This is a genomic window from Microcoleus sp. B7-D4 (assembly GCF_036705125.1).
Lineage (GTDB): Bacteria > Cyanobacteriota > Cyanobacteriia > Cyanobacteriales > Microcoleaceae > Microcoleus.
Genome location: NZ_JAUBTT010000062.1, coordinates 1 through 21567, shown reverse-complemented (window position 1 = coordinate 21567; position 21567 = coordinate 1). Strand labels below are relative to the sequence as shown.

The window sequence follows — 21567 nt, the reverse complement described above, 5'->3', positions numbered from 1 at the left end:
GACTGATCCCAAGAAACCCGGTTTTTACCCACCATCTATGAATAAACCGGGCTTCGGACACCTAGCGTGTAAGTCCTATATTTTTTTGAGGCATCGCGCGGGAGCATCTCACCTTTGCGGCCAAGCTAGAAATTGGAGTTTTGAGGCAGGAGGCAGGAGGCAGGAGGCAGAAGGAAAGAGGAAGAAGGAAGGAGCCACAAGAAGGAAGGAGCCAGAAGAAGTATTTTTACAAATATGAGATGCTCCCCATCGCGCCTGAGTATAAATGCTGCGGCTGTGGTTGTATCAGGCTAGTTCGCCCCCTTCGTCGCTGCCGCCCGGAGATGATTTGTAGAGAGCATCTAATTGTTCGCGGGCGTCTTGGACAGTCAGCGAACGCATCACTAACAGCGGCTCATTGACAACATTTCCGTGTTCGTCTAAAAGTTCTGGATGTGGTACAGATTGAGAGCGAGGATAGGATGCGTAGGGATTATTTGCCCTGAACTGTTGAGGGCGCTGGGATTCCATACCAACGGTGACTAGACTGCGGATTAAGTTACCGACTGCCAGAAAGGCAAGAACGGTAAAAGCTAAAATATAAAGCAGGTGCAACATTATCTTCTCCTCCGGGCTAAACAGCCACACAGCAATTTACAAAAGTGTTTCAGCAAGTATTGACACTCCCGGCCGTAAACGCGGGGATTCTTGGTTCACTGACATACCTTTAAACTATTCATCCCTTCGGCAATATTTAAACCAAAAACCCGTCCAATTGAACGAAGCTTCGAGCCTAATTTGAATAGTCCCAGAGGGCTTGTCTCCCCAAGCGTTAAGGGCTCATTCCCTTTGTTCCCGTATGCCCTACGGTACATCTAACTACTAAGATTTTGAGTTTTCTGGTATGGGTGCGCGATGGCTACCCTAGCTATGTTTTTGTGGTTTTCGCCACCCACGAGACATTATTGTTTCTCAAGCGGGTCATTTTGGGGTTGGTTATCCATTCGATGCTCGCGGTTATTCTACCTGTATCTCTTTGTAGTATAGGGTACTATTTGGGAAACTTTTAGAACTTTTTGGAAATAAAGCCTTCCTAAAAGGACGGGGTTTTAAACCCAATTTTCTGATAACTTATTAACTGGAAATCTGTTTGAGGTTGTCAAGTCAGCCGCCACATTTCCCAAGATTGCGGATTTGACTGCAAGTTGAACTTGAACTCGCTTCCTTATTTTCCAGGGGGAGCTGACTGCAATGAGCGAAAGCGCGCCGATACTTGCCAGCATTCGGCGAGCAGTCTGTGCCACGGCATCAGTGCTGCTGTTTCAATCCCAACTTGACCTCCGGTTGCTTGAAATAGAGCTTTAGCCGCGCCTACTTCTTGCTGAGCCTGTTTGACTCGCGCCAGCAAGTCAGATTGATCTTCGTCGCTGAGAAAGGGAATTTCCTCACTTTCTAAGAGTTTTGCCGATCGGTCGAACCAGTAAGTAAAATCCTCTAAGAGCGGTTCCAGTAACGCTTTGAGCAATTCTGGCTCTGGCAAGTTGGAATTAAGCATGGATCAAAATTGGGTTATTTATCTATTATAGTCTTAGACGGTCTTTACAAATTGTAACATAATTTTAACAAAAATTCAAGGGTTTCACAACAATTAGTAGGTGGGTGTGAATAAATTTAACTGTGTCAGCAGCGATTTTTGAGTCGAAATCCCCAAATTGTGCAATATCGGCTCAGACTCGCTAGCAATAGCTCATAGCAGAAGGAAGTTCGGCAAGGGATTCGCTTTCTTCGGATGTAACGGATGTAACTGAGATGTTGCACCATTCTCAATAAGCTTTTTAGGAACAGGCTTTTCGGCCTGTTCCACAAGAAAATTCACTCTTTGTGGAACAGGCATCTTGCCTGTTCTTGACAATGGTGCAAGATGTGAGATGTAACGGATGAAAGGAAGAAGAAAGAAGGAAGAAAAAAACTATGCCCAATGCCCCATGCCCCATGCCCCATGCCCAGAATGACCTAATTTCCCGGAGTGTCCCCCAACCTGAAGTCGGCGCTTGCTGTCCCAATCTGAGTAATATAGAAGCAACTGCCACTAAATTAATTGCTAATTCAGCCGATGTCTAGCTCAGAATCCATGTCCCCTCCAGAAGAGTCCGTTAAAATTGAGTTGCCCCGCACGAGTGAGTCGGAATCACTAAAAAAAATTCGCCACACCACCTCCCACGTTATGGCGATGGCGGTACAGAAGTTATTTCCCAAGGCGCAAGTGACCATTGGCCCTTGGATTGAAAACGGTTTCTATTATGACTTTGACACTCCCGAACCTTTTACGGAACAGGATTTAAAAGCCATTAAAAAAGAGATGATCAAAATCATCAACCGTAAATTGCCTGTAACTCGCGAAGAAGTCAGCCGCGAGGAAGCGGAACGCAGAATTAAGGAGATTAACGAACCTTACAAATTAGAAATTTTAGAAGGTTTGATCGAACCAATTACTCTTTACCATGTGGGGGAGGAATGGTGGGATTTGTGCGCCGGGCCTCACTTAGAAAATACCAGTGAGTTGAATCCAAAGGCGATCGAGCTAGAAAGTCTAGCAGGCGCGTACTGGCGCGGCGACGAAACCAAAGCTCAGTTACAGCGCATTTACGGCACAGCTTGGGAAACTCCCGAACAATTAGCAGCATACAAACACCGCAAAGAAGAAGCATTAAGGCGCGATCACCGCAAATTAGGCAAAGAATTAGGCTTATTTATTTTTGCCGATCCGGTGGGGCCTGGTTTGCCTTTGTGGACGCCGAAAGGCACTGTTTTGAGAAGTATTTTAGAAGATTACTTGAAACAAGAACAAATCAAGCGCGGTTATTTGCAAGTTGTGACTCCGCACATTGCCAGAGTCGATTTGTTCAAAATTTCTGGCCACTGGCAGAAATACAAAGAAGATATGTTTCCGCTGATGGCGGAGGATGAGGAAGCGGCAGCAAACGAACAGGGTTTTGTGATGAAACCCATGAATTGCCCTTTTCACATTCAAATTTACAAAAGCGAATTGCGTTCCTATCGAGAATTGCCGATGCGCTTAGCAGAATTCGGTACAGTTTACCGCTACGAACAATCGGGAGAATTGGGCGGTTTAACGCGGGTGCGCGGCTTTACGGTGGATGACTCCCACTTATTTGTTACGCCGGAACAGTTGGATGCTGAATTCTTGAATGTGGTGGATTTGATTCTGTCAGTCTTCAAGAGTCTGCAACTGAAAAACTTTAAGGCGCGTTTGAGCTTCCGCGATCCGAACAATTTAGAGAAATACATCGGTTCCGATGAAGCTTGGGAAAAGGCTCAAGGTGCGATTCGCCGCGCGGTGGAAACTTTGGGAATGAATTATTTTGAGGGAATTGGGGAGGCGGCTTTTTACGGGCCGAAACTCGATTTCATTTTCCAAGATGTTTTGGATAGAGAATGGCAATTAGGAACTGTTCAGGTAGATTATAATTTGCCAGAACGTTTTGATTTGGAATACGTCGCTGAAGACGGTATTCGCAAGCGTCCGGTGATGATTCACCGCGCTCCTTTCGGTTCTTTGGAACGTTTGATCGGGATTTTAATCGAGCAGTATGCGGGGGATTTTCCGCTGTGGTTGGCGCCGATTCAGGTGCGGTTGTTGCCTGTCAGCGCGGAGTTTTTGCCGTTTGCGAAGGAAGTGGCGGCGAAGATGAAGGCGCTAAATATTCGCGCTGAAGCTGATGAGGATAGCGAGCGTTTGGGCAAGTTAATTCGCAATGCTGAGAAGGATAAAATTCCGGTGATGGGTGTTGTGGGTGCGAAGGAAGTTGAGGCGAATAGTTTGAATATTCGGACTCGTGCTTCTGGGGAGTTGGGGGCGATTTCGGTTGATGAAGTGATTCGGAGGTTGCAGGGGGCTATTAGCAGTTATGGCAATTTTTAGGGAATTTTAATCGCAGATGCACGGGGATTAACGCAGATGATATGTTGATATTGTCTGCGTTTTTTTTATTGAGCTGCTAAAATAGTAGTGGTAAACGGGAAGTACGCTCATGCCTAATCCATTTCCGGGGATGAATCCTTATTTAGAACATCCTGATTTTTGGCCAGAAGTCCATCATTTACTGATTAGTGTGATTAAGGAGTCGTTAACTCCGCAATTGCGCCCGAAATACCGCGTCGCTATTAAAAAGCGAATTTACGAAATCAAAGGTGAAAATTCTCTATTAGTAGCGATTCCTGATGTCTCTATCCAACAGAAACGCCTTCCCGCAAGTGCGATCGCATCTAATGCTGTCGCCGTCGCTTCCCGAACTGTGCAGCCTTTAAAAGTGAGAATCCCAGTGTCGGAAGAATTTAGGGAAGGATATTTAGAAGTAATCGATATGACAACCAAGGAAGTTGTCACGGTTCTTGAAGTGCTTTCGCCTGCAAATAAACGCCGGGGGGAAGGTCGAGAAAAGTATGACAATAAGCGAAATAAAATATTTGATAGCAGTACCCATTTAGTCGAAATAGACTTGTTGCGGGGTGGGGAACCTTTGCCAGTTTTCGGACATTCCCATAAAAGCGACTGCCGCGTTTTAGTCAGCCGCAGCAATCAACGCCCGATCGCAGATTTATACTTATTTAACCTTCCCGATACAATTCCTGCATTTCCCTTGCCTTTGCGTCCCGAAGATGTAGAGCCGGTTCTGGATTTACAGGCGCTGATTAATCAAGTATACGATCGCGCCGGTTATGATTTTGAAATTGATTACACAGCCGATGCAGTGCCCCCGCTGTCAGAAACGGATGCTGTTTGGGCCGATTCTCTGTTGCGGGACAGAGCGTTAAGGGGATAATAGAAGTAGGTAAATTAACCGGAGCTAGATTAATGCCTAATCCATTTCCAGGGATGAATCCTTATTTAGAAAGTCCTGAATTATGGCCTCAAGTACATCACTTGCTAATTAGTAGCATTTTTGAATCATTAGTGCCGCAGTTGCTGCCCAAATATATCGTCGATATTGAAAAAAGAGTTTATGAGCTTAGCGGGGACAATTCCCTATTAGTGGGGATTCCTGATGTGACTGTGCAGCGTTCTCCTAGTCCAACCAACCCTACTTCTTCTAATGTTGCAGTTGCCGCACCGCCTGTGACAGCTTTGAAAGTAAGACTGCCAGTACCTGTGGAATTTAGGGAAGCATATTTAGAGGTAAGAGATACAGCAACTAGGGAAGTTGTGACAGTGCTTGAAGTGCTGTCACCTGCCAATAAGCGCCCTGGCAAAGGGCGAGAAATGTATGAAGCAAAGCGAGAAAAGGTGTTTGGTAGTCGCACTAATCTGGTTGAGATTGACTTGCTGCGAAGTTACCAACCCATGTTAGTTTTTGATAACGATATTGAGGCAAGTTATCGAATTTTAGTGAGTCGCGGAAATCAAAGGCCTTTGGCGGATTTGTACCTTTTCAATTTACCGGATATGATTCCTCCGTTTCCCCTGCCTTTGCGCGCGGGTGATGCGGAACCAATTGTAGATTTACAAGCGTTATTAAATGGGGTTTACGATCGCGCAGCCTATGACTTTAGAATAGATTACACCGTCGCACCAGTTCCCCCACTGTCCGAAACTGATGCAGCTTGGGCCGATTCTCTGCTTCGGGAAAGAGAGTTAAGGTGATAATAGAAGTAGTAGTCTTGGACGCATCAAAACCTTGATAACCGGGTTTTTTGCGGTTTTTGCGGGCTATAAGGCGTCTTCTGGACAAAAACCCGGTTTCTGGCCACCCGTGCATAAGTCCTAAGTAGGTAAATCAACAGGAGTTAAATCAATGCCTAATCCGTTTCCAGGGATGAATCCTTATTTAGAAAGTCCTGACTTTTGGCCAGAAGTACATAATAGGTTGATAGTGGCGATCGCAGATGCTTTGGTTCCACAACTGATACCCAAATATCGAGTGGCGATTGAAAAGCGAATTTATGAAATCAAGGGGGAACAATCTCTGTTAGTCGGAATTCCCGATGTTTCTATCCAGCGCAATCCCATTCCCAGAAATCCAATTACATCGAATGTGGCTGTCGCTACACGAACTACCGCGCCTTTGAAAATCAGATTAGTGATGTCTGAGGAGGTGAGAGAAGGATATTTGGAGGTGATAGATATGGCCACTAAGGAAGTTGTGACGGTGATTGAGGTGCTTTCACCTGCTAATAAACGTCCGGGAAAAGGGCACGAAATGTATGAGGAAAAGCGGGATAAGGTGTTCGGTAGTCGCACTAATTTCGTGGAGATTGATTTGTTGCGGGGTTGGCAACCTCTCCCGGTTTTGGACAATGATATTGCAGCCCATTATCGGATTTTGGTGAGTCGGGGCAATCAAAGACCTTTTGCAGATTTATACTTATTTAATATACCAGATGCGATTCCCTGTTTTCCTTTGCCTTTGGGTGCAGGCGATGTGGAGCCTATTGTGGATTTACAGGCGTTGCTGAATACAGTGTACGATCGCGCCGCCTATGACATTACCCTCGATTATACGGCCCAGTTAGTCCCTGCGCTGTCCGAAACTGATGCTGTTTGGGCCGATTCTCTGTTGGAGGAGAGAGGATTGAAAGGGCGATCGCAAATAACAACCGATAGTTAAGGGCCTAACCGCTTTTTCAAAGCATCCAAAAAATGAACAGACCAATATTCCAGGAATCGGCTTTTCAGAGGTTTGATGAATTTATCCCAAGGATTGAGGTCAACAATATAGTAACCGATTTGGACGCCAATCGGCTCTAAATGTTTGCCTTCTATTTCCTGGCTCAATAAAGGCAATTTTCTATTACTTAGCTGTTGTATGAGCCAAAGTACATCGCTGTTTTTTTGTTGTTCTGGACTTTTTTTGATATCATTGGTAGAACCAGCAATATCATCTCGATCGAAAGAAATTATTGCTGTTAAATTAAACAGAGAACTATTAGCAATAAAGCATTGAGTTTGTTCTCTGGTTGGTAGCACTCCTAAGCGGAATTTGTCTAACAGTTTTGCTAGCGATCGCACTGGAATAGCGCTCTCTGTATTGCTGATATCAGGAGCAATTAATAAGGACGGCTGGCCTTTAATTGAAGGTCTGTCGATGCCCAGATTTTCGATTAACCTTTGAATCCGTTCGTAGTCAGGGCGATCGCAGAATTTCTCCACAATATTTGGATACCGATCGTCGCTTAAAAATTCTAAAAGAGCAATGTACTTGCATCCCAGACTGTGACCAACCCAAAAATAACTCGATGGTTCTTGATAAATTTCGCTTTCATAGCCTAATCTTTGAGCAATTTGGGTCAGTTCTGTTCTCAGAATCTCCTGTTCTTTTAATAACCCAATAGCGATCGGCCAGTGACGAAAAGTAAATCTAAACGGCAAAGCAACTACGGTATAACCTTCTTCAAACAACTGCTGTAAAAAATATCGATAAAACAAAGTTGGCAAACTACCAAAAAAAGTTCCACCAATAAATTGAACAACTCCTTTGGGCTGCGGATGAACAGCCACCCAACTAAAAGAAACAGGCTGAAATTTAAATGAGTTCGACATTTGAATAAAGCTCACTGAGTGTATAAGTGGGGGTAATTAAACGTATAGCCTTTCTCAGAAAGATGAGGTACTCATGGGCATAGGGCATAGGGCATAGGGCATAGGGCATACATCACTTTTTTGAGAACCGCTATAATCAAACGTAAGGTGGGCATTGCCCACCCTACAGTTACTTACCATTTAACAGTTCTAGCCGCGAGACATTCTGACAGGAATATCGAATTTATCCATCACTGTATTTAGCTCTTTCAAATTGACATCATTGGCATCGAGTTGGGCCAGCAGTTGCACTAGCATTTGAGCTTTTTCTGAATTGTCTGCTTCCAAAGTAGCCAAGTCCAAATTACCGTTGCGTAACTCTTCCAAAATTGGGCCAACAATTGGTAAATCGATGATAATTGGTTTACCTGGTTCAGGCGTAATCTCGTTCAAGCCTTTTCCACTGGCGATCGCTAATGTGTAATTAATTTGATCGAAGTCGGGTAAAGTTGGATTTTCGGATGGGAAATCGTTTGGCAAGAAAGTACCGCGAATTTCGGGATTCAATAACACCTTGACTGGTTTCTTGCTTTGGGGTTGAGGCTTTGGAAAGATGGAGCGCGCTGGCACAAATAGCGAGACATAGCCGCGCACTTCCAACAAACCTGGAGTCAGAGTTTTTGGCAGAATGGGCAACAATTGAACAGATGCAGTTTTGTGAGCGGGTATTGTGAAAAATGCGCGATATACCTTCGGTTTTCCTGGCTGCTGAGTCAGAGGTACCTCGATGTTAGTGCCTTCAACGTCAACAACTAAGAAAGCGTTGTTGAGCAAGATTTTATTAGGATTTGCCGGCACGGGTAAGCTGATGGTAAACTCAATCCGATATCGCAAGTCGATCGCTTCGAGATTGGAGATGGTGAGAAAGTATCCCTGAACGATTCGACGAGCCACTGGGATGAGTTGTGGAGGGATGCCCATCACAGGTGCGATCGGTGCGGCGAGGATTTCAAAGGTGGAAACTTCCATGTTTTTGTTTGAGTAATTTAACTTTTAGCTTGGGTTATTTAGCCGGAAAATTTTGTTTCTGTTTTTCCGTCGCTATATCTATGAATAACTGCCCGTCGCGGTTGGTTAACAGTCGCTTTTTCTGGTGACACTCATTTGAGTTAACTCAAATGAGTGTCGCTTGATTGTGCGACTTGACAATTTAAAAATTTTTGTTAAAGCGCACAGGAACACGGATCGGGAATTTAATTTATCCTTGTGTCTCTGAAGATGAAAAGAAAATATCGAATTGATTATCAGGGCGATCGCACATTAATCTGTTGGTATAATCCCCCTTTAATGGGCCGGGGCGATCGAAAAGCTAAAAAATCCTACACAAAACGTTACATATTTGTTAACATCGGGACGAGCCTGTCCTCAACAGTCCCTCTCTTAACCTTTTAAACTAACCGTTATGAGTCAACCTCCCTCAGCAATTCCCGCCTCAGAAGAGTCCGCCGAAACCCCGACAGCACCGACAAACACTGCACCTCCACCGAGTTATGTCAAGCTGGCGATGCGGAACATGGTTCGCAAGCGGGGGACTTCTCTGTTTCATTTTGCCTTGACAGCGATCGGACTTTTAGGCGTACTCGTCGGTTTGGCTTTTCTCGATCGCTATTTCAATTCTTAATCGGGGATTCTAACAATCAGCCTCTAATTTCTGCTGATGTTTTTCATATTTCTTAATCGGGAGTTAAGCTGATTGTTCTGCCTGCCTGTTGCAATCTCTAACAGATTACTGTATGTTGCCAGCAACAGCAAAATCCCCTGCCGTTCGATCGCGCAATTGGAATTTGTAAAAAAATTTAATATATCCCTTGACAGGAGAGCAAAAAAATGTTAATCGAGGTGAACGTCGAAGACTGTTACGGGCTCGCCCAGCAGTCAGCCGACGCTTCCAACCTCCCTGAGAGTGCAGCCAGCGGGGAGATTTTGGCCGAAACCTGGGAAAATTGGTTTAGCGTTTGGCTGGAAAACCAGGCGGCGGATGTGCCAGTGGCCCCGGGCTACGAAGTCAGTCTGCGTTTAACCGCCGATAGGGAGATGCAAGCCCTCAACCTCCAGTACCGCCAGCAAGATCGACCGACCGATGTACTAGCTTTCGCAGCTTTAGAGGTAGACTGTCCTCAGCTAGAGGAAATGCAGTCATCTGAACCCCTATACTTGGGTGATATCGTCATCTCGATCGATACAGCTAACCGACAAGCCCAGCAGCAAGGACATCCCCTGAAAACCGAACTAGCTTGGCTGGCAGCCCACGGTTTTCTGCATCTTTTGGGCTGGGATCACCCGGATGAAGAAAGTCTGACTCAAATGCTCGATCGACAGGAAACATTGCTGCGGGCGATCGGTCTTACGATCCAAACAGCATAACTGAAGTGGATGGTGATTTAACAAATCATGTCAAGCCCAACATAACTTTCTGAAATTAAACCAAAACTTTAGTAAAAACTTAGAAAAGTTACCTAGACTTGATGTAGTTAATTTGAAAAGTTTAGCCTTCATTCATCTCTGTAAATTAAAGTTGGTTCTTTATGACACTAGATAGACCCTCACTTTCATCACAAATCGCACAGTTTCTGCCCATGCCTCAAGACTCTTCTAGCCAGACAGTCCACGAGTCTAAAAAAGCCTTGAAATACAACCGAGATCTGTCCTGGAAAATCGCATCTAGCTTAGCTACGAGTTTTAGATACGCTTGGGGTGGTCTGAGTTATGCTTTTGAAACTCAGCGCAATTTTCGGATTCACACTGTTATTGGCACTTTGGCGATCGGACTCGGCCTATTTTTGCAACTGAAACCTGTAGAAATATCTGTGATCGGCGTCACCATTGGCATAGTTTTAGCAATGGAACTGTTGAATACGGCGATCGAATCGGTGGTAGACTTGACAGTCGGGCAATCTTACCACGAACTAGCCAAAATTGCCAAAGACTGCGGTGCGGGAGCGGTTCTGGTATCGGCAATGGCTGCTACGATCGTCGGTAGTGCACTTCTGCTTCCTCCCTTGTGGGCAGTCGTTCAAATTGCGATCGCCCGTCAGTAAATTATTGGCCTCAGCAAATTTTAGGTTTTAGATGACCAATGGGAGGTTTTTAGTTTTATTCGTCTATATTGCAACTATTTTTATCTTGGGCATCTATCTAAAATCTTAAAACCCTTGCTTTCAGGCAGCGAGTCAATCTAAAATCTAAAATCTCAAACCTAAAATCCAACTTAACCCGTGATTATAGTAATCGATAACTACGACAGTTTTACATACAATTTGGTACAGTATCTAGGAGAACTCGGTGCCCAGTTGCCGGTAGCAAGCGAAGTGCAAGTCTACCGCAACGACCAAATTTCCTTAGCAGAAATTCGCCAATTACAGCCTGCGGCAGTGGTGATTTCTCCAGGGCCGGGGCGGCCGGAAGATGCGGGAATTTCTCTGGAATTAATCAAAGAATTGGGGCCGACTCTACCAATTTTAGGCGTGTGCCTCGGACATCAAAGTATCGGTCAAGTATTCGGCGGCAAAATTGTTTCTGCACCCGTGTTGATGCACGGCAAAACTTCTCAGGTAGAACACGCAGGAGTCGGAGTTTTTCAGGGCGTCGAATCGCCGATGATTGCAACTCGCTATCACAGTTTGGTAATTGAAAAGCAGAGTTGTCCAGAAGTTTTGGAAATTACGGCTTGGGTTGAAGACGGAACTATTATGGGGGTGCGGCACCGGGAATATCCGCATATTGAAGGTGTGCAGTTTCACCCGGAAAGTATTTTGACGACTTCGGGGAAGCAATTATTGCGAAATTTCTTAGAAAGACTTTAGTTGAATTTCTCTGAATTTGTAGGGTTCGCTCTTATAGCACCTTACGGTGAGAGTAGGGTACACATTTTCGCACCTGAACCGCCCCAAAAAGGATACAAGCCCCCCACTCCTGTCGTGGTGAACCCCAAATTTTACACTCCTGTTCGAGATTCCAGATTCAATGCTGCCAGTAAATCTAAAATCTAAAATCTAAAATCTAAAATCGACTGACGGTGTTTTGTGGTATAACAACAAACGACCAACACCCGACAACTGCAACCACAAGGTCAGGAACTCAGGGAATCAACGCCACTGAGCTTGTAAGAAATTGCAAGCTGTTCTGACCAGACCCCTCTTTACAGAGGAGACGTTATTTAGGTCATGACACCGGAGAATGCGACGCTAGTTTTCCGCTCTGTCATCTGCAATTAAACAGTTTTAAAGTCACTGAAACAGTGTTGCAGGTCTAACAAGCCTTTATAACCAGGTCGAAGCGAACATTACCCCGAAAGGGAGGCTCCATAAGAGCAAACATTATGCGTACAGAGTTGCAAGGTTTGAGGCAGTAACTGTCCTGCCGAAAGTGCATTACAAAAGTACACCAAGTCCAGCAACTCCAAGGCGGTAATGGATACAGAAAGATTCAAGGCGATTGAAATCGCCGTGTCCTTTCCCTCTCAGGTCTTTCATACCCTGAGTTTCCCACTTACCGAGTGTTTTTGATGAAACGGCGACAATTAATACGTTACGCACAGACGGGTTTGCTAGCAGCTTTGTCCACTGGTTTGCCATCTGGATGGGAAAGCTATCAAGCTCAAACTACTAATTCCTTGTCGATTCAGTGGTTGGGCCACACTTGCTTCTTGTTCACCGGTGGCGGTGCGAGGGTGCTGGTGAATCCTTTTCGCCCCCTGGGCTGTACGGCAGGCTATCGCTCTCCTAAAGTGCCAACAGATTTGATTCTGATTAGCAGTCGGTTGCTCGATGAAGGGGCGATCGACGGATTTGCGGGCAATCCCGGCCTTTTGTACGAACCGGGGGCTTACAGGTCTAACGGGCTGCGGATTCAAGGGATTCGGACCCAAAAAGACCGTGAGGGAGGACGGCGATTTGGGGTCAATGTGGCTTGGCTGTGGCAGCAAGCGGGCGTTAAGATTTTACACTTGGGCGGAGTTGCTGGCCCGATCGGCATTGAAGAACAAATCTTGATCGGGCGGCCCGATGTAGTGCTGATTCCCGTGGGCGGCGGGCCGAAAGCTTACACTCCGGCGGAAGCGAAGCAAACTTTGCAACTTCTCAAACCAAAGATGGTGATTCCGACACATTTCAAAACCCAAGCCGCCGATGCTGCTGCGTGCGATTTGGTGCCGCTAGATGAATTCTTGGCGCTGATGGATGGTACGCCGGTGCGCCGATTGAATAATGACACGATTTCGATCAAATCTGGTGACTTACCCCAAACTGGTTCGGTGATTGAGGTTTTGAGTTACAGATTTAGCGGTTGATGCCAGATTTTTTAGGTTGCGTTATATTAAGGAAGTTTTGTTCGATCGGGGATGCAAGAGAATTTTCTCTCTACCTTAGCCTCTAGCAACCTTGCTTTTTGTCGATATTTGGCTAACATAACAATTCATGTTCACGGTTTTATATCATCGGAAAATTTGGGTAGAAACCCCGTCCTTCTAGGACGGCTTTACAAATTTTTCACTATAATTAAAGTGGTCGTTGACCCACCCGCGACGATGGATCAGACAGCCTATACGAGCGAAGTCCAGCAAACAACTGGCGGCGCAGACAAATCGGTAGACCGGGAAAAGCACTATTGGGCAATGGTACAACATCCCTGAGTGACGCAAACAAACAGAAATCTTGAGATTTCTCGATACATAAGAACCGCTGGGCTAGCGGGGATAGTCTGTGGAGCGACCGTAAGACCATAAACTCCTTGAGGGTGGAGGCAGGTGCAATGAAGCAGAAACCCAAGTAGTGATGCTTGGGAATCACCGTGGCTTTAGCCCGGTGAGGATGTCAAAAGGAAATGCAAGCGCAGTCAGCAACCCAGCCCTAAAGGGACTGAGCTTGGTCGCGAGAAATCTCTCCCAAGCTGTGCTGACCAGACCCCTCGTAAGAGGAGCCGTTATTTGAGTCACGACACCGGGCGAATGCGTAGCTAGTTCCCCGCTCTGTCGCTCGTGATTAAACAGTTCCAAGGTCACTGGAACAGTGTTGCGAGCCCGCGCAAGCTCTTATAACAAGGTCGAAGCTAACATTACCCCGTAAGGGAGGCTCGAAAGAGCAAACATTATGGGTACAGGATCGTGAGGTTTGAAGTGGTAATTGTCGATCGTAAAAGTACATCACATTCATTACATCGAATCAAACGATCCCCCTGTAATGTTCAAGGCGGTTGAAACCGCTGATCGTTTTCCTCTCAGCGCTATGCAGCGACTGAGTTTCCCACTTACCGACAGGTTTTATGACAAATCAAAATTTACCTAGCTGGATCAAACAACTGACAGGTTTCGCAGGAGTAATCGGCGCTAGCGCGTTGATTGGTTTCCCGGCTTGGGCTCACATCACCTCCAATACCAATGTTGCTAATGCAACTCAAACTCAACAAGTTGCAGGAAATGTGAAAACCGCTGCTTCACCGGCACCAACTGGCACTTCACAGGCACCAACTGCTGCTGCTAAGGATATTGTTGCTATTGCATCGGGCGACCCTCAATTCAAGACGCTGACAAAGGCTTTGGGAGCAGCAGACTTGGTTGCAACTTTACAAAGAAAAGGCCCTTTCACTGTTTTTGCTCCGACTGACGCGGCATTTGCTGCTTTGCCAGAAGGAACTGTGGAGAATTTGCTCAAACCGGAAAACAAAGCCCAACTTACTAAGATTTTAGCTTACCACGTTGTTCCTGGTTCGGTTTTATCTACTAGCCTAAAATCCGGCGATGTTAAAAGTGTGGAAGGCAGCGCGCTGAAGGTGGGAGTTAACGCAGGCAAAGTTACTGTCAGCGGCGGTAATGTTGTGAAAGCTGATATCAAAGCTAGCAACGGCGTGATTCACGTAATTGACAAGGTTTTGATGCCCCCTGATGCCAAGTAGGACTAGCGTTTTTTGCATCAATTGATGTCAGATTCGGTTAAATGAAAGCGAAGTAAGGACACAACATTGTTGTGTCCTTATTTGTGTGGCAGGCCATTCAGAATTAATATATAGCATATTCCATGTAGATGTGGTACACACAATCTTCTAGCCCGTGTAAGGTGCGTCGCCACCCGTCAATCTGTAAGTTTTATCGACCAATATTTCGCAGATCCGCACCCTACAGATTAACACCACACAATATAGCTTTATAGTGTACTTCATGAACCACCGAAGAGGCTGTATATCAAGCTTTAGCTAACTGTGGGTACTTACAAAAATGGCTGCCAACCCTTACCCCGATGGCCAAAATTGAAGATTTCGGGATGGAGAATTTCTGCTAAAATTTCTAACGAATCAACCAATCTCGGCCCCGGTCGATTAAAGTAAGAATTGCCGTCAGTTATGTAAACTTTCCCCGTTTTTACTGCTTGCAAATTAGCCCATTCTGCGTATTTAGTTATCTGCAGTGCTTCGTTGCGAGTGCGGTTTAAATCAAAGCCACAAGGCATGAAAATAATTACATCGGGATTAGCTTCTACTAGCGATTCCCATTTTAACCAAGGGGAATGTTCGCCGACAATTCCAAATAGCGAATTGCCTCCCGCCATTGCCACTAATTCGGGAATCCAGTTACCCGCAGCCATCAAAGGTTCAATCCACTCGATGCAAGCTACTTTGGGTTTAACGGTTAATGTTTTGGTTTTTAAGATAATAGCATCGATGCGGGATTGCAAAAGGTCGATCGCGCTTTTGCCATCTACGCCCAAAGCATCAGCAACTCGCTGAATATCCGTCCAGATTTCTGATAGCAGATTCGGCTGCAAAGAAATAATTTCCGGCTTGCTATTTACCAGCGTGCTTACTGCTTGTTCAACCTCTGTTAGAGAACAAGCGCAGACTTCACATTGAGCTTGAGTAATAATGTGAGTCGGCTGCAATTTTTCCACAGTATCTATTTCTACTTTATACACGCTGAGGGCATTTTGCAACAATTCTGTCACGCGGTTGTGAATTTCGCTGCTAGTTCCTTCGGGATTGAATTTAGGCTGAGTGCAAACAGGTAAATTTTGGATTTCTGGGGGATAGTCGCATTCGTGGGAACGGCCCACAATTGCATCGGTTAATCCTAAAAGTGCTACAATTTCGGTGGCACTGGGAATTAGAGAGATTATTCTTGGTTGGTTCATTGGTTTTCTGTTTTTCACTGATTCGGAAGCACAGGCTTTACAGATTTAGAAGCACAGGCTTTACAGATTTAAAAGCACAGGCTTGACAGATTTAAAAGCACAGGCTTGACAGATTTAAAAGCACAGGCTTGACAGATTTAAAAGCACAGGCTTGACAGATTTAGAAGCACAGGCGGGACGCCCGTGCCACAATAAAAGAGATTGTTAAATTTTTAGTTTTTTTAAGTATTGCAAATCTTGCCATGCTTGAATGAGATTACCTTGCATCAGAGCCGCTACACCGTTTAAAACTCTAATCTCCGGTAGGTTGGAGTTGAGAGCGAGAGCAGGTTTTAAGGCTGTTTGAGCGGCTTTGGGATGCCAGCCGTACAGGTGTACGAAAGCGAGATATGCGTAAGCGTAAGGGTTTTTTGAGTCGAGTTGAGTGACTTTTTCTAAGGCAGCGATCGCACTTTGGACATTCTGCTGCAATACCCGAGAAAATGCCAAAGCATAAGCCAATTCTAGATTATTTGGTTCCTGTTTCAACCGATATTCTAACGCTTGTTCCGCTTGCACGGTATAATCTTGAATTGGATCGTACTGATTGATGCGCCCAATCTGCTCGAACACGGGTTCTAAACCGGGCAATCCTTTGGGTAAATTAACCGCCATCGCCCGCAATTGAGTCACCAAATCTAACTCAGGCTGATCTGTATTATCCTCGTTTCCCGGCTCTGCCTGGGAACGCATATCCAGAGGCTCTGCCTCGATTTTAACACTAACTGCCGGCACATTAATCGGATAAGTTTCCCCAGTTTTCCGATTTAGATAAGTAGCTTGCAGATTGTAAGTTCCCGGTGCAATATTAGCAGGAGGAAGCATCGCTGTGCGATCGACAACTCGAAACCCCACAGCAAATTTATCCGCTTCCAGCATCCCCGGATGCAAAGTTGCCTGGGCGATCGCGCGATCGTGTAAAATCCTGAAAGTCTGTCCCGGTGGAATATCGCCAGACTGCTGATTTTGCCACGTTACCAACACTAAACCAGACTGCAACTGCTGCCAAGGCCCAGACCAAGTATAAGTAACCGGTAGCGCGACTCCGGGAACTGCTTTTGCAGCGACAGTAACTCGATCTAATTGTACTTGCGATCGCGATTCATTCAACGGCTGTATTTCGACAGGCTGCACTCGCTTGCGATAAAGATTTAAATTAGTATAATCTGGCAAAATCCAAGTTTTATCTAAGTCAAATTTATCCCCTTTTTCAATCGCGGTTACGGCTGCATTTTGAGCTTGTTTAATTTTTTCGCGGATCGAACCTTGCGGGCCAGTTTTAGTTACGAACCAAGAGAGCGATCGCACATCTTGCGGCACTTCTTTTAAATTCGTTCCCACCTGCCGCCCGTAAACCTGAAAATTAGCCAAAGCACCGTAAAAATTCAAATTATGCTGGTTAATTTCCGGCGTAGAAGGCAACACGCCTAAAGTAGATTGCAAATAAGGTTCCCTATCAATAATTTCTGCAATTACCTCTCGGTGCGGCCACTCTTTCCCCAAGTAAGGATAGTTAGAATTGCCGGGACTAATAATTTGGACTAAGCTATTTCCCAGAGCACCTCCCAGCGGCAAGATATGGAACAGCATCGCCAAAATTGCCAAGCCAATTGTACCCCAGCGAATTTGTCGTCCCCACCGAGAAGGCCACAGCGTTAAACAGTAGGCTAAGAAAATAGATAAAACTGGCAAATAAGGTATCACATATCGGTCGTCTTTGTTGATATTTAGAGAATTAATTAAATAAGCTCCTCCCCAGAAAACAGCCAGCCAGCGACAGGAGTTGAGATGCAAAATTGACGAACTATTTGGCCTGCGACGCCAATAAAGTATCAATCCTACTAAGGGAATAAGTAACAGAGGCCAAGAAATGTGTTCGGGTAAGTGTTGGCCGTAGTAAATCCAAGCGTCGATCGTATTGAGGGCCGGATCTCCTTCGGCGATCGCAGAATCCAGCGTAGCCCGTTTTCCCCCGGTCAAAATTAACAGCCAATTGGTTTTCGCCCAGGGCCCAAACACCGCCACCGACAGCAACAAAGCACCAGTTAATTGACCTAATCTCCCCCAAGCTTTTTGGCGCACAGCACCCACAGCCAACCACACAATCGGGGTAAACAGAAATAATACAGTCGTGTGTTTAACTAATATTGATAAGCCGAGAGAAATTCCAAAGGCGATCGCCCAAAAGAAAGATGACGACGAGAGGGTATGTAGGGGCGGTGCCCCCGTGCCCGCCCCCGATGGCGAGAATTTATACTTTTTCTTGGTTCCTTCTTCCAACTTTGTTCTATCCGTTAAATCCGCTGCCGAACTTCCTGATTCCTGCTTCCACATTGTCAGACAATAGAAAGCCAAAGTAATCGCCGCTGTGAGGGGATAGTCGAGTAAAAATTGCAAGCGGAACCGATAAAGTCCGGGTAACAAAACGCAAATTGCAGCGGCCCACAAACCGACTTGCCGGTTAAATAATTGGACGCCCAGACTGTAGACTGAGGCGAGGAGAATTGCACTAAATAATAAATGAACGAGGGTTGCCCGATCGCCCCCAGTACCGAAAACCTGAAGAAACGGAACCGTTAAGATGTATGCCAAGGGCGGAATTTTCGTCGAAAGCAGCCAAAAGTTTGTCCACCACTCCCCGGAAAGCCACTGAGGATGCTGCAACGCCTGCAAGTATTTCAGGGTGCTAGTCAGGTAGTCTGCTTGATCCCACGCCGGGACAGATCGATCGAGGGCAAACCAGAGGCGATCGCTAATTGCCCCCAGCAGCCAAATTATGCCCAAGACAAGCAGACTCTTGCCCTCGCTGTCCCGATGTTGCTGTGCCATTGCGATTCTTGGATTTTAGGTTGCAGCTTTTAGCTTACAGGCGGGCGGTTCCGGGCGATCGAAAATTAATTTGAAAAAGTGCTTGCTAAATTCTGTATGTGTCTGCTAAGATAGTAAAGCGCGAAAAAACAAGCCGGGATAGCTCAGTTGGTAGAGCAGTGGACTGAAAATCCACGTGTCACGAGTTCAAGTCTCGTTCCTGGCATCGCAAAGCCCTCACAAAGTTGAGGGTTTTTTTTTATATAAACTTGAGCCAACAAAATAATCACCAATGGCATTCAAGTCTCGGCTTGCTGTGGGAGAGACAAAGCATCGGTTCATCCCTGAACCTCTCGTGCCTTGCGAAACTTTTCCTGCAATTGCTCGATGGCAGTCTCTAAGGGGATTCCCTCACCTCGCGATAGTTCCGCCTCCGCTTCCTCCACCGAAGAGCGCACCTCCTCCACCCACTCCCAATAATGCTGGCGTGTTTGAGTCAAAGTCTGGAGGGCTTTTGTAATCACCTCTTCCGGCGAGCTAAACTGGCCCAGTGCTAATTGCGCTTCGATCAATTTCACCTGCTCAGGACTCAAAGTAATATTCATAAAAATCTCCGGGAGTCTCGCTGACACAAATCCCTTTTCTAAGAATAGCGCTACTTTCTGGGGAGCGCGATCGTCTTAAGCGCCGATCGACGTGCGGTGACGTGTACTGTCTTATTTTTGAGTGAGGTACGACGCTAATTCTGGAATTTCACCGCCGCGCTGCCACTCGGCTTCCCCGCGCCGCACTTTGGTTCTGGCTGTGATTTCCTCAATCTCCCATAATTGCAATCTGGTATAGGGCCCTTTGGCTTCACCGCTGCGAAACACGTACCATTGAGGAACTTCAGGAGTTGGCTGGGTCGATCGTCTTAGGATCGCGAATTAAATAATTTACACTCTTGAAAGTGGGTTGGGCGTCCCGCCCGCCCTTTCTGGACGGGCGGGACGCCCATCCCACAAGAACCATCACGCATGGTAAGTTATTTAATTCTCATTCCTTACTGACAAGCGAATTTCAAAGGTGGCATCCGCCACGTGATTTATCCGTGGAATCAATCCAAAATCTAAAATCGAAAATCCTCAAGAAAGAGCATTTATCTCGCGCAAGTCAATCTAAAATCTAAAATCTAAAATCTAAAATCGATTGGCTTCATCCGATTCATTCCAGTTGTCGCTTTGAGCTGGTTGAGCTCTTGTTCTACCGGATTCGGAGCGGGTAAGTTGGAATTGGGCGATCGCTTTTTCTTAGCCTCCGGCTTACCTCTAGCAATTTCTACTTCGCGCGGCCACCCCCAGAAATGCCACACCGCCACCCACACTAGCGCCACAGCAGATCCTAAAATCTCTTCTTGTGTTGAGGATACACCATTGTATTTGGAGAACTTGTTAAAAAAAGCAATTCAAGAGTTAGAAACAATTCTTCAGCAGAGGAATCAGAGGAATGAATTACCGCTATAGTTTATTAATTCAATGGTCACAAGAGGATGGACTGTATTTGGTAACACTGCCAGAGTTTGCAACAATTGCAATGCAGCCCTGTACTTATGGGAAAACTTATGAAGAAGCGATCGCCAATGCTAAAGAAGCGAGCTCCAGCTACCTTGAGTATTGCCAAGAAGAAGATTTAGTGCCTCCGAGTCCGGCAATCGTGGCAGCTTAAATAAAAGTCGATCCCCCTTTTTGACTCAGAACAAAAGAGATATCGACTTTTCCATATCAAAAAGAGCGATCGCACTTTTTGACTTATTCCAAAAGGGCGATGCCTTTGGTTGAGAAAAAGGGGTAAAGGGCGATCGCACTTGTTGACAAATTCCAAAAGGGCGATCGCTCTTATTTGAGAAAGAGGAATGAAGGCCGATCGCTCTTTCTTGAGAAAGAGGAACTATAGCAATCCTAAATCATTTGCATAATTATTGTAGGGGCAATCCCCCCGTGGTTGCCCGATTGATAGGGGGTAGGCACGGGGGCACTACCCCTACAAATTTATCTGAATCATTTAGGATTGCTATAAGGCCGATCGCTAATCTGCGCTTACAAGCAAGGATCTCGCAAAATCTTCCCGTAGCCAAAAATGTTAAATAACAAAATTTGATAATTTTTGTTATTATGGGGTAATAGTTGACTCAAATAGGTGACTCAACATCATGAATATATCCTTAACTCCTGAACTAGAGCAGTTTGTTCAATCAACAGTCAAAAACGGTAGGTACTCATCTGCTTCTGAAGTGATTCTGGCTGGGTTACAATTGCTAAAAGAACGAGAAGTTTTAGTTGTTTTGAATCCGGTTTCATCAGAGGAGAAGCAGAAACCCAGCTATGATTTCTCTGATTTGGTGGGGCGATTAACTTGGCAGGGAGATGCAGTAACAATGCAGAGGAATCTACGCGATGAGTGGTAATCGCTATGTGTTGGATACGAATGCGATCGTTGCTTTGCTTCAAGGAAATATTCAACTCATTGAATTACTGAAAGATGCGGATTGGATTGGAGTTTCAGTTATTAGCCAAATTGAGTTTCTGGTATTTCCTGGGCTGACTCAAGACGATCGTCAGATCTTTGAGCAGTTTCTGCAACGAGTGGAGGTTCTTGGTTTAGTGGCGATGGATGCTGTCTTGCTCTCTGAAAATCATTGAAATTCGCCAGCAACATCGCTTGAAACTACCGGATGCGGTTATTGCAGCAATGGCAATCCAAAATTCAGCAACTTTGGTGACAGCCGATCGAGAGTTTGCAAAGGTAACAAGTTTAACGGTAATTAATTGGTAGCGATTGCCCTTGGTTGAGAAAAAGGAGTAAAGGGCGATCGCACGTTTTGACTTATTCCAAAAGGGCGAGATCCCTTTATTGAGAAAAAGGAGTAAAGGGCGATCGACCTTTTAACTGATGATCGAGGAGCGAGATCCCTTTTTTGAGAAAAATTAATAAAGGTCGATCGCCCGATCGCACTCAGGACAGCCCGTCGCACTCAAAAACCAACCGTCA

Annotated in this window: 25 protein-coding genes and 1 tRNA gene; 17 read left to right on the top strand and 9 right to left on the bottom strand. The window is 45.6% G+C overall.

Translation table 11 applies throughout. From position 1 onward, the window contains the following. Window positions 1-37: 37 nt before the first annotated feature. Window positions 38-238 carry a hypothetical protein gene (locus QUB12_RS23590; RefSeq protein WP_333308611.1) on the top strand — a complete coding sequence of 67 codons (201 nt, stop codon included), beginning with the start codon at window positions 38-40 and terminating at the stop codon, window positions 236-238. Between the two features lie 47 nt (window positions 239-285). Here the strand turns inward: QUB12_RS23590 and QUB12_RS23585 are convergent, their stop codons facing one another. Both QUB12_RS23585 and QUB12_RS23580 read right to left on the bottom strand, forming a co-directional pair. Continuing rightward, window positions 286-597, bottom strand: coding sequence for a DUF2973 domain-containing protein (locus QUB12_RS23585; RefSeq protein WP_333106625.1), 312 nt, complete (start codon window positions 595-597; stop codon window positions 286-288). A gap of 607 nt (window positions 598-1204) precedes the next feature. Then, entirely contained in the window at window positions 1205-1534 is a 330-nt protein-coding gene (locus QUB12_RS23580; protein ID WP_333308609.1) for a DUF2605 domain-containing protein, read from the bottom strand. Between the two features lie 416 nt (window positions 1535-1950). Here QUB12_RS23580 and QUB12_RS23575 point away from each other — a divergent pair, with 416 nt between their 5' ends. From QUB12_RS23575 to QUB12_RS23555, 5 genes are all read left to right on the top strand, one after another. Beyond that, the gene (locus QUB12_RS23575; protein ID WP_333308607.1) at window positions 1951-2100 is read left to right on the top strand and encodes a hypothetical protein; all 150 of its coding nucleotides are present in this window, start codon (window positions 1951-1953) and stop codon (window positions 2098-2100) included. Continuing rightward, a complete protein-coding gene (gene thrS, locus QUB12_RS23570) occupies window positions 2093-3922 on the top strand; it encodes a threonine--tRNA ligase (RefSeq protein ID WP_333308605.1) in 1830 nt (609 codons plus the stop codon). The genes QUB12_RS23575 and thrS overlap by 8 nt, the downstream gene beginning before the upstream one ends. A gap of 109 nt (window positions 3923-4031) precedes the next feature. Then, a complete protein-coding gene (locus QUB12_RS23565) occupies window positions 4032-4823 on the top strand; it encodes a DUF4058 family protein (protein WP_333308603.1) in 792 nt (263 codons plus the stop codon). 32 nt (window positions 4824-4855) lie between these two features. Then, complete coding sequence (locus tag QUB12_RS23560) at window positions 4856-5641, top strand: DUF4058 family protein (RefSeq protein WP_333308601.1); 786 nt, start codon at window positions 4856-4858, stop codon at window positions 5639-5641. Between the two features lie 151 nt (window positions 5642-5792). After that, window positions 5793-6605 carry a DUF4058 family protein gene (locus QUB12_RS23555; RefSeq protein ID WP_333308599.1) on the top strand — a complete coding sequence of 271 codons (813 nt, stop codon included), beginning with the start codon at window positions 5793-5795 and terminating at the stop codon, window positions 6603-6605. On the opposite strand, the gene QUB12_RS23550 is transcribed toward QUB12_RS23555, so the two are convergent. After that, on the bottom strand, window positions 6602-7537 hold the full coding sequence (locus QUB12_RS23550) for a DUF1350 family protein (RefSeq protein ID WP_333308596.1): 936 nt from the start codon (window positions 7535-7537) through the stop codon (window positions 6602-6604). The genes QUB12_RS23555 and QUB12_RS23550 overlap by 4 nt on opposite strands. Before the next feature lie 189 nt (window positions 7538-7726). Beyond that, a complete protein-coding gene (locus tag QUB12_RS23545) occupies window positions 7727-8545 on the bottom strand; it encodes a hypothetical protein (RefSeq protein ID WP_333138388.1) in 819 nt (272 codons plus the stop codon). Window positions 8546-8978: 433 nt separating this feature from the next. On the opposite strand from QUB12_RS23545, the gene QUB12_RS23540 reads away from it, so the two are divergent. The 6 genes from QUB12_RS23540 to QUB12_RS23515 all read left to right on the top strand — a co-directional run bounded on the left by QUB12_RS23540 (window position 8979) and on the right by QUB12_RS23515 (window position 14464). Next, a complete protein-coding gene (locus QUB12_RS23540; RefSeq protein WP_333308595.1) occupies window positions 8979-9197 on the top strand; it encodes a DUF3285 domain-containing protein in 219 nt (72 codons plus the stop codon). A 206-nt stretch (window positions 9198-9403) separates the two neighbouring features. Then, complete coding sequence (ybeY, locus tag QUB12_RS23535; protein ID WP_333138390.1) at window positions 9404-9940, top strand: rRNA maturation RNase YbeY; 537 nt, start codon at window positions 9404-9406, stop codon at window positions 9938-9940. A gap of 161 nt (window positions 9941-10101) precedes the next feature. Beyond that, window positions 10102-10614 carry a diacylglycerol kinase family protein gene (locus QUB12_RS23530; protein WP_333138392.1) on the top strand — a complete coding sequence of 171 codons (513 nt, stop codon included), beginning with the start codon at window positions 10102-10104 and terminating at the stop codon, window positions 10612-10614. 177 nt (window positions 10615-10791) lie between these two features. Next, the gene (locus QUB12_RS23525) at window positions 10792-11379 is read left to right on the top strand and encodes an aminodeoxychorismate/anthranilate synthase component II (RefSeq protein WP_333054712.1); all 588 of its coding nucleotides are present in this window, start codon (window positions 10792-10794) and stop codon (window positions 11377-11379) included. A gap of 701 nt (window positions 11380-12080) precedes the next feature. Beyond that, a complete protein-coding gene (locus QUB12_RS23520) occupies window positions 12081-12863 on the top strand; it encodes an MBL fold metallo-hydrolase (protein WP_333138395.1) in 783 nt (260 codons plus the stop codon). A gap of 971 nt (window positions 12864-13834) precedes the next feature. Continuing rightward, on the top strand, window positions 13835-14464 hold the full coding sequence (locus tag QUB12_RS23515; RefSeq protein WP_333138399.1) for a fasciclin domain-containing protein: 630 nt from the start codon (window positions 13835-13837) through the stop codon (window positions 14462-14464). Between the two features lie 311 nt (window positions 14465-14775). On the opposite strand, the gene QUB12_RS23510 is transcribed toward QUB12_RS23515, so the two are convergent. Both QUB12_RS23510 and QUB12_RS23505 read right to left on the bottom strand, forming a co-directional pair. Then, the gene (locus QUB12_RS23510) at window positions 14776-15693 is read right to left on the bottom strand and encodes a cobalamin-binding protein (protein WP_333138401.1); all 918 of its coding nucleotides are present in this window, start codon (window positions 15691-15693) and stop codon (window positions 14776-14778) included. Between the two features lie 204 nt (window positions 15694-15897). Next, window positions 15898-18561: a glycosyltransferase family 39 protein gene (locus QUB12_RS23505; RefSeq protein ID WP_333138403.1), complete on the bottom strand. Its 2664-nt coding sequence runs from the start codon at window positions 18559-18561 to the stop codon at window positions 15898-15900. A gap of 132 nt (window positions 18562-18693) precedes the next feature. On the opposite strand from QUB12_RS23505, the gene QUB12_RS23500 reads away from it, so the two are divergent. Then, window positions 18694-18766, top strand: a tRNA-Phe gene (locus QUB12_RS23500). Between the two features lie 112 nt (window positions 18767-18878). Here QUB12_RS23500 and QUB12_RS23495 read toward each other — a convergent pair. From QUB12_RS23495 to QUB12_RS23485, 3 genes are all read right to left on the bottom strand, one after another. Next, complete coding sequence (locus tag QUB12_RS23495) at window positions 18879-19145, bottom strand: hypothetical protein (RefSeq protein ID WP_333138405.1); 267 nt, start codon at window positions 19143-19145, stop codon at window positions 18879-18881. Between the two features lie 111 nt (window positions 19146-19256). Further along, window positions 19257-19412, bottom strand: a complete 156-nt coding sequence (locus QUB12_RS23490; RefSeq protein WP_333054718.1) for a GYF domain-containing protein — start codon at window positions 19410-19412, stop codon at window positions 19257-19259. A 299-nt stretch (window positions 19413-19711) separates the two neighbouring features. Then, a complete protein-coding gene (locus tag QUB12_RS23485) occupies window positions 19712-19912 on the bottom strand; it encodes a hypothetical protein (RefSeq protein WP_333138407.1) in 201 nt (66 codons plus the stop codon). A 113-nt stretch (window positions 19913-20025) separates the two neighbouring features. Between QUB12_RS23485 and QUB12_RS23480 the strand changes: the two genes are divergently transcribed. From QUB12_RS23480 to QUB12_RS23465, 4 genes are all read left to right on the top strand, one after another. Then, on the top strand, window positions 20026-20244 hold the full coding sequence (locus QUB12_RS23480; RefSeq protein ID WP_333138409.1) for a type II toxin-antitoxin system HicB family antitoxin: 219 nt from the start codon (window positions 20026-20028) through the stop codon (window positions 20242-20244). A 484-nt stretch (window positions 20245-20728) separates the two neighbouring features. Next, window positions 20729-20983, top strand: a complete 255-nt coding sequence (locus tag QUB12_RS23475; RefSeq protein WP_333138411.1) for a type II toxin-antitoxin system ParD family antitoxin — start codon at window positions 20729-20731, stop codon at window positions 20981-20983. Beyond that, complete coding sequence (locus tag QUB12_RS23470) at window positions 20973-21218, top strand: twitching motility protein PilT (protein WP_333138413.1); 246 nt, start codon at window positions 20973-20975, stop codon at window positions 21216-21218. The genes QUB12_RS23475 and QUB12_RS23470 overlap by 11 nt, the downstream gene beginning before the upstream one ends. Then, the gene (locus QUB12_RS23465; protein ID WP_333138415.1) at window positions 21190-21351 is read left to right on the top strand and encodes a PIN domain-containing protein; all 162 of its coding nucleotides are present in this window, start codon (window positions 21190-21192) and stop codon (window positions 21349-21351) included. The genes QUB12_RS23470 and QUB12_RS23465 overlap by 29 nt, the downstream gene beginning before the upstream one ends. Window positions 21352-21567: the final 216 nt, after the last annotated feature.

Excerpts from the sequence above, each read along its gene's own strand:
- QUB12_RS23555 (WP_333308599.1), top strand. The coding sequence starts at position 5,793 with ATGCCTAATCCGTTTCCAGGGATGAATCCTTATTTAGAAAGTCCTGAC.
- QUB12_RS23550 (WP_333308596.1), bottom strand. The coding sequence starts at position 7,537 with ATGTCGAACTCATTTAAATTTCAGCCTGTTTCTTTTAGTTGGGTGGCT.
- QUB12_RS23520 (WP_333138395.1), top strand. The coding sequence starts at position 12,081 with ATGAAACGGCGACAATTAATACGTTACGCACAGACGGGTTTGCTAGCA.
- QUB12_RS23540 (WP_333308595.1), top strand. The coding sequence starts at position 8,979 with ATGAGTCAACCTCCCTCAGCAATTCCCGCCTCAGAAGAGTCCGCCGAA.
- QUB12_RS23575 (WP_333308607.1), top strand. The coding sequence starts at position 1,951 with ATGCCCAATGCCCCATGCCCCATGCCCCATGCCCAGAATGACCTAATT.
- QUB12_RS23565 (WP_333308603.1), top strand. The coding sequence starts at position 4,032 with ATGCCTAATCCATTTCCGGGGATGAATCCTTATTTAGAACATCCTGAT.
- QUB12_RS23495 (WP_333138405.1), bottom strand. The coding sequence starts at position 19,145 with ATGAATATTACTTTGAGTCCTGAGCAGGTGAAATTGATCGAAGCGCAA.
- QUB12_RS23545 (WP_333138388.1), bottom strand. The coding sequence starts at position 8,545 with ATGGAAGTTTCCACCTTTGAAATCCTCGCCGCACCGATCGCACCTGTG.
- ybeY (WP_333138390.1), top strand. The coding sequence starts at position 9,404 with ATGTTAATCGAGGTGAACGTCGAAGACTGTTACGGGCTCGCCCAGCAG.
- QUB12_RS23480 (WP_333138409.1), top strand. The coding sequence starts at position 20,026 with ATGAATTACCGCTATAGTTTATTAATTCAATGGTCACAAGAGGATGGA.
- QUB12_RS23510 (WP_333138401.1), bottom strand. The coding sequence starts at position 15,693 with ATGAACCAACCAAGAATAATCTCTCTAATTCCCAGTGCCACCGAAATT.
- QUB12_RS23475 (WP_333138411.1), top strand. The coding sequence starts at position 20,729 with ATGAATATATCCTTAACTCCTGAACTAGAGCAGTTTGTTCAATCAACA.
- thrS (WP_333308605.1), top strand. The coding sequence starts at position 2,093 with ATGTCTAGCTCAGAATCCATGTCCCCTCCAGAAGAGTCCGTTAAAATT.
- QUB12_RS23465 (WP_333138415.1), top strand. The coding sequence starts at position 21,190 with ATGCTGTCTTGCTCTCTGAAAATCATTGAAATTCGCCAGCAACATCGC.
- QUB12_RS23585 (WP_333106625.1), bottom strand. The coding sequence starts at position 597 with ATGTTGCACCTGCTTTATATTTTAGCTTTTACCGTTCTTGCCTTTCTG.
- QUB12_RS23580 (WP_333308609.1), bottom strand. The coding sequence starts at position 1,534 with ATGCTTAATTCCAACTTGCCAGAGCCAGAATTGCTCAAAGCGTTACTG.
- QUB12_RS23530 (WP_333138392.1), top strand. The coding sequence starts at position 10,102 with ATGACACTAGATAGACCCTCACTTTCATCACAAATCGCACAGTTTCTG.
- QUB12_RS23470 (WP_333138413.1), top strand. The coding sequence starts at position 20,973 with ATGAGTGGTAATCGCTATGTGTTGGATACGAATGCGATCGTTGCTTTG.
- QUB12_RS23560 (WP_333308601.1), top strand. The coding sequence starts at position 4,856 with ATGCCTAATCCATTTCCAGGGATGAATCCTTATTTAGAAAGTCCTGAA.
- QUB12_RS23590 (WP_333308611.1), top strand. The coding sequence starts at position 38 with ATGAATAAACCGGGCTTCGGACACCTAGCGTGTAAGTCCTATATTTTT.
- QUB12_RS23505 (WP_333138403.1), bottom strand. The coding sequence starts at position 18,561 with ATGGCACAGCAACATCGGGACAGCGAGGGCAAGAGTCTGCTTGTCTTG.
- QUB12_RS23515 (WP_333138399.1), top strand. The coding sequence starts at position 13,835 with ATGACAAATCAAAATTTACCTAGCTGGATCAAACAACTGACAGGTTTC.